Origin of the sequence: Rhizobacter sp., assembly GCA_021153565.1 — a bacterium.
GTDB lineage: Bacteria > Pseudomonadota > Gammaproteobacteria > Burkholderiales > Burkholderiaceae_C > Albitalea.
Genome location: JAJKJU010000354.1, coordinates 1 through 6,214, shown reverse-complemented (window position 1 = coordinate 6,214; position 6,214 = coordinate 1). Strand labels below are relative to the sequence as shown.

Here is a 6,214-nt window from a genome sequence, read left to right as displayed (position 1 = left end):
TTCGATCATGCCCGCTCATCACGCCAAAAGCCCCCTGCTCGTCGTTGCAAATGCTCGCCATAGCCAAGCTATGGCTGCGCTTTGCGCCTAGATCAGGCGCCCTTTGACGTGCTGCTCGGACACGTTCGGAATACTCTCAGCCTCTCAGAGATGCTAGATTGCCCGGCAAACCGCAGGGCACAAGAGACAACCCATCCATGGCAACCCAGGCCAAGAAGCCGCGCCGCACCGCGGAGCGCATCCTCGAAGTCACACTCGATCTCTTCAATCGTTTCGGCGAGCCCAACGTTTCCACCACGCTGATTTCGGCCGAACTGAACATCAGCCCTGGCAATCTCTACTACCACTACCCGGCGAAAGACGAGCTGATCAACAGCCTCTTCGACCGCTACGAAAACTCGCTCAACGAATTGCTTCACGCGGCGGACAACGTACGCAATGTGGAAGACGCGTGGCTCTTCTTCCACATGCTGTTCGAACTGATCTGGCGGTACCGATTTCTCTACCGCGACCTCAACGACCTGTTGTCGAAGAACCGTCGACTCGAAACGCATTTCCAGTTCGTGCTGAAGAACAAGTCGCGTGCGGTGCAAAACGTTCTCGGCGGCATGGCGCACGGGGGCGCCATGCGCATCGATTCTCGCGAGGCCGAGCCGGTTGCCACCTCGATGGTGGTCGTGCTGACCTACTGGCTCAGCTACGAATACGTGAGAGATCCCCGCAGGGCGCTCGAGCCCGAAAGCGCCGGCGCTGCTCTGCTGCGCGGCGCCTTCCACGTGCTGAGCCTGCTCATGCCGTATCTTGAACCGGCCCAGAAGGAACACTTGCTAGGGCTGGTCGGCAACTACAACAACCCTTGATCGATCGGACCCCTGTCATGGCCAAATGGACTGCCTTTCCGTGGATGCTGATATCGGGCATGGATCAATCTCCTTGGCGCAATGCGTCGCGGCGTTCTTGCCTGGGCAGCTTGGCAAGCCGCTTCACTTCCGCATAAAAGCGCGGAAAGTCGCGGTCCTCGCGTTCGAACAGACGCTCGAAATCGGGCACGAATTCGTTATAGGCAGCAAGAACACCGAAGGCCGCATTGTTGGCGCGCGAGAACCAGCCGTCATACCCTGAAAACCCGCTCCAGCGATTCGCCTTCATCGTTTCGTACTCGGCGCGGAGTTCGGCCATGAGGGCCGCCTTGCCTGCGCGCTTCTGTTCGTCACTTGCGCTGCTCTTGAAAAGAGCATCGAGCTTATCGCGATACTTCTGCGTGAGTGCACGGAAGTCCTGTCGCCGCCCGTCGTAGCGTTCATATTCCTCGCGCGCCTCGGGCGTTGAACGCTCCTTGAGCCAGCGCTGACTGCCAATGCGTTCGACCGTCGTCGCGAAAGATTCGTTGAATTCGGTGTCCCCCTTGGCATAGGCGACTTGGTGCGCGAGTTCGTGAAAGATGAGCCGCGCCAATTCACCCTCGGGGAAGTTGATGAAGGTGTTGAGCAAGGGGTCGGAGAAGAAGTCGCCGGGCAATGCACCAAGCGTCGAATATGCAGGGACGCCGTACACGCTGACCTCCAGCCTCAAGCTTTTCAGTTCGCCAGCAAACGCATCGGCTCTTGCACGGTCGAAGTAGCCTCTATACCCCACGCAGCCCACGACCGGAAAACACCAGGTCTTCAAAGTCAGGCTCAACTCCGGCGCCGCAACCACATTCCAGACTGCGGCGTTGCGACGCAGGTCGGCATAACGCCGGTAGCTCGCGTTATCGGGCAGCTTGAGCTCCGACACGGCGTAGTCGCGCATGCGTTGCGACAAGGCAAGGCGATCCTTCAACGGTTGAGTGGCTGCAGGATCATTGAGCCATTCGGCGACCGGTTTCGCGCTTCGAAGCAGATCGAGGTGCCCGCCAATCGAATGCGCGTAGTAGCCCAGGGTGCTGCACCCCGACGTGGCACATACTGTGCCGATGGCCAGTGCCACCATGCTCGCAAAACCGAGACCCGCCATGAGCAGCCAGCGTCTCACGAGACCGAAGCGCCGACCGGCCGGACTTCCACCAGGCAGTCGTAGAAAGACGGCGCACGACCGATGTCGGTGAGCCGCTGATGCGTCACCTCATTCACGTTGGTACCCCTTGCCCCAAGCTTGCGCCACCAGATGCCCAGGCCATTGACCACGCCCGGTCGGGCGCGCGCGCTCAGCACCGCCTTGCAGACGTATTCGCCTCGGTCATTGAAGACGCGCACGAACTGACCATTGGCGACGCCGCGAGAGCGCGCATCGGCTTCATTCATCTCGACCATGGGCTCGCCCTCGATGTCGCGAAGGCTTTTCACATTGACGAAGCTTGAGTTGAGAAAGTTGCGCGCTGGCGGGGAGATCATCGCGAGCGGAAAGCGCTTCGCCAATTCGCTCTGAGGCGATTCGTAGTTGGGGACGTGATCGGGCACGCCGAAGATCGGCGAATCGATGATGCACTTGCCGCTCGGGGTGCGGAACTGACCTTGCGCGAGCGGCGCGTCCGGCAGCGGCAACTTCACCCAATGCGAGGCGCGCAGCGCTTCGAAGCTGACGTCCTTGTTGAACGCCACTCGGGCCATGGCTTCATCACTGTCCTTGAAACAAGGCTCGTCGAAGCCCATGCGCTGCGCGAGTTCGCGAAACACTGCCGTGTTCGGCCGCGCCTCGCCCAGGGGCTCGATGGCACGCTCGTTGATCATTGCGTAGCTGTGGCCATAACTGATGTGCACATCCAGGTGTTCGAGCTGCGTGGTCGCGGGCAGCACGTAGTCGGCGTGATCGGCGGTGTCGGTCATGAACTGTTCGAGCACGACAGTGAAGAGGTCTTCGCGCAAAAAACCCTTCGCCACTTTGGGCGACTCCGGCGCCACAGCGACGGGGTTGCTGTTGTAGACGATGAGCGCCTCGATTTTCGGACCGAACTCCGCCGACGGACCGCGCAGCAGGTCGTCGCCGATGGTGCTCATGTTGATGGTGCGGCACTTTCGCGAACCCATCAGGTCGGGACGTTGCAGCGCAAGTCGATCGACCGGGAACCAACCCGATGCTGACAGCAGCATGCCGCCCGCACGATGCCGCCAGGCACCGGTAAGGCAAGGCAGGATGGCGACCAGCCGAACTGCATTGCCTCCACCGCGCACGCGTTGCATGCCGTAGTTCAGGCGGATCGCAGCAGGCTTGGTCGTCCCGAAGTCGCGCGCCAAGCCTCGCACCTCATCCGCAGTGATGCTGCAGGTCTGCGCCACACGTTCGGGCGGCCATAGAAGCGCACGCTCGCGCAGCTTCGGCCAGCCTTCGGTGTGGCGCTCGATGTAGTCGTGATCAAGCCAATCGTTCACGATCAACTCGTGCATCAAACCCAATGCCAGAGCGCCATCGGTGCCCGGCAGGATGCCGATGTGCTGGTGGCACTTGTCTGCTGTCTCCGTCTTGCGCGGATCGATGCAGATCAACTTCGCGCCGTTTCGCTTGGCCGCTTGCGCAAAGGTCCAGAAGTGCAGATTCGATGCGATCGAATTGCTGCCCCAGATGACGATCAGCTTGCTCTCGGCGTAGTGCTCCACGTGCATGCCGATTTTGCCGCCGTAGGTGGCCGCCAGAGCCTCGCCTCCGGCACTCGCGCAAATGGTGCGGTCGAGCAGCGAGGCGCCAAGCCTATGGAAGAAGCGCCGGTCCATGCTCTCGCCTTGCAGCAGGCCCATGGTGCCGGCGTAGCTGTAGGGAACGATGGCTTGTGGGTCGCGCGCCGCGATGGCCTTTAAACGCAACACGATGTCGCTCAAGGCTTCGTCCCAGCTCACACGCTCGAATTGGGCGCTGCCTTTGGGCCCGACACGCCGCATCGGATGGAGCACACGATCGCAGGAATAGGTGCGTTCGGGGTAACGCGACACCTTCGTGCACAAGGCGCCGTGAGTCGGCGGATGCTCGGGATCCCCCTGAACCTTGATAGCCTTGCCACCTTGCACCGTGACGCGTATTGCACAGGTATCGGGGCAGTCGTGCGGACAGGCGGCTCGCACGGTGATGACGTCGTCTTTCATGCGTCAACTATTGCACACAACTCGTTGCGGGTCGTCGGCACGAAGTCGCCAGTACGCTCGATGGCGAACGTCAGCGTACTGGCGACTTCGTGCCGACCGAAACCCGCAACGAGTTGCGGGTCTGTTCTTCGTTTATTCGAACAGCACTTCCGGTTGAACGCCATGGTTTGAGGGGGGGGAATGGTCTACTTTGGACGGTCATTTCATTCACATCAAGTTCAAGCGGAAGTCATCATGGGTTGCTTCTTTTTTCGGCCACTCACGGGTACGCGGCACTCACCAACCGGAGCGGCTGGAGAGCAAGGCGATCCCGCACCGGAATCACGACCGGCCCGAGAGAGCCGCCTTTCCGGGCCGCCCGCATTGATAGCGAGGACATCGTCTTCGGGCAGCATCGCGCCACGAGAAGGATCACTTTTCGATCTGCTCCCACCGGATATCTTGCACAAGACGATCCTGGGGCACTTGCCGAGCGACGCACCTTCGAAGGCCCGATATCTGAGCGCCCTGTCGGGGACGTCTCGCGCTGTACGGGATTTAGTGCATGGAGTCGACTCCTTCCCCAAATACCGACTGCTGGGTCCCCTGGTGCAAGCCGCTGAACGTCAAGTCCGCGGCAGCGGACGTAGCTGGCGAGGCCGGCTTCGTGACACGTTCACCTTCGCAGGCTCACGGGCCTTGGCCAGCAGAAGCCAGCTCACCGCAGAGCGTGTTGTGGCGTATGCACCCATGCTCGGACTCTTGAGTCCGCAGCAGCAAGAACGCCTTTTGTCCACTGCCATCAGCTTGAACAAAGCCGGCCCGCTAGCCGCGCTGTGCGCGGAAGTGGCCCATCTGAACGAGGGCCAGCGCGAGCGCCTTATCGACGCCGCCATTGCCTTCAATTTCAACCCCGAAAGTCAAGCCAGATTGATCGGCGTGCTGGGCGCGGGAGCGGCGCATTTGAGCACTGCCCAGCGCGACAAACTCGTCGTCGCCGCTATCGGCATGCACCCACGCTTCGTGGCCACTGCGATAGCCAAGCTGAGCGCGGGTTTGGCACATCTGAGCGAGGCCCAGCGCCATGGCCTCGTCGTCGCCGCCATCGGCCTCCCCGATGGGCACAACAAGGCGACAGCGATCGCGGCTCTTGGCGCTGGAATGGCGCATCTGAGCGAGGCTCAGCGCGAGAGTCTCGTCACCGCTGCCCTCGGTCTCGTCAATGAGGCCGACAAGGCCCGAGCGATAGCCGGACTGGGCGCTGGAATGGCGCACCTGAGCGAGGCTCAGCGCGAGAGCCTCGTCACCGCTGCCCTCGGTCTCGTCGATGAGCGCGGCAAGGCCGGAGCGATAGCCGGACTGGGCGCTGGAATGGCGCACCTGAATAACTCTCAGCGCGAGAGCGTCGTCAACGCTGCCCTCGGTCTCGTCAACGACGCCCACAAGGGTGATGCGATAGCCGGACTGGGAGCGGCAGCGGCACACTTGAGCAAGGCCCAGCGCAAGAGCCTCGTTGACGCCACGATCGACCTAGGCGATAGCTACCACCAGGCCCTTGCGATAGCCGGACTGGGAGCGGCTGCGGCACACTTGAGCAAGGCCCAGCACGAGAGCCTCGTTGCCGCCACGATCGACCTAGGCGATAGCTACAGCCAGGCCCGTGCGATAGCCGGGCTGGGAGCGGCAGCGGCGCACTTGAGCGAGGCCCAGCGCGAGAGCCTCGTCACCGCTGCCCTCGGCCTCGTCGATGAGAACCACAAGGCCCTAGCGATAGCCGGACTGGGCGCTGGAATGGCGCACCTGAGCGAGGCTCAGCGCGAGAGCCTCGTCGCCGCTGCCATCGGCCTCGTCAATGAGCGCGACAAGGCCCTAGCGATAGCCGGACTGGGCGCTTGTCTATCACCTGGTTGCGGGTTGTGAGTCAACTCGTTGCGGGTTTCGGTCGGCACGAAGTTGCCAGTACGCTCGATGGCGAACGTCGAGCAGCAGTTGCGCTCGTGGATGCCTCTTGCGCAGGCATCAGAGGCTGAGAGCTTTTCGAGCGTGCCCGAGCAGCACGTCAAAAGGCGCCTGATCCAGGCTCAAAGCACAGCCATAGCCCGGGCTATGGCGAGCATTTGCAACGACGAGCAGGGGTCTTTTGGCGTGATGAGCGGGCATGATCGAAATACTCTCAGCCTCTC

4 protein-coding genes are annotated in these 6,214 nt (G+C 61.9%); 2 read left to right on the top strand and 2 right to left on the bottom strand.

Annotated elements, in window-relative coordinates; translation table 11 throughout:
• Positions 1-197 precede the first annotated feature (197 nt).
• Entirely contained in the window at positions 198-860 is a 663-nt protein-coding gene (locus AC30NL_RS21865) for a TetR/AcrR family transcriptional regulator (protein ID WP_489466092.1), read from the top strand.
• 64 nt (positions 861-924) lie between these two features.
• Here AC30NL_RS21865 and AC30NL_RS21860 read toward each other — a convergent pair whose 3' ends face one another.
• On the bottom strand, positions 925-1,995 hold the full coding sequence (locus AC30NL_RS21860; protein ID WP_489466093.1) for an aminopeptidase: 1,071 nt from the start codon (positions 1,993-1,995) through the stop codon (positions 925-927).
• 14 nt (positions 1,996-2,009) lie between these two features.
• Positions 2,010-4,052 (bottom strand): molybdopterin-containing oxidoreductase family protein, encoded by a 2,043-nt coding sequence (locus AC30NL_RS21855; protein WP_489466091.1) that lies wholly within the window; start codon positions 4,050-4,052, stop codon positions 2,010-2,012.
• 678 nt (positions 4,053-4,730) lie between these two features.
• Here AC30NL_RS21855 and AC30NL_RS21850 point away from each other — a divergent pair.
• A complete protein-coding gene (locus AC30NL_RS21850) occupies positions 4,731-5,951 on the top strand; it encodes a hypothetical protein (RefSeq protein WP_489466090.1) in 1,221 nt (406 codons plus the stop codon).
• Positions 5,952-6,214: the final 263 nt, after the last annotated feature.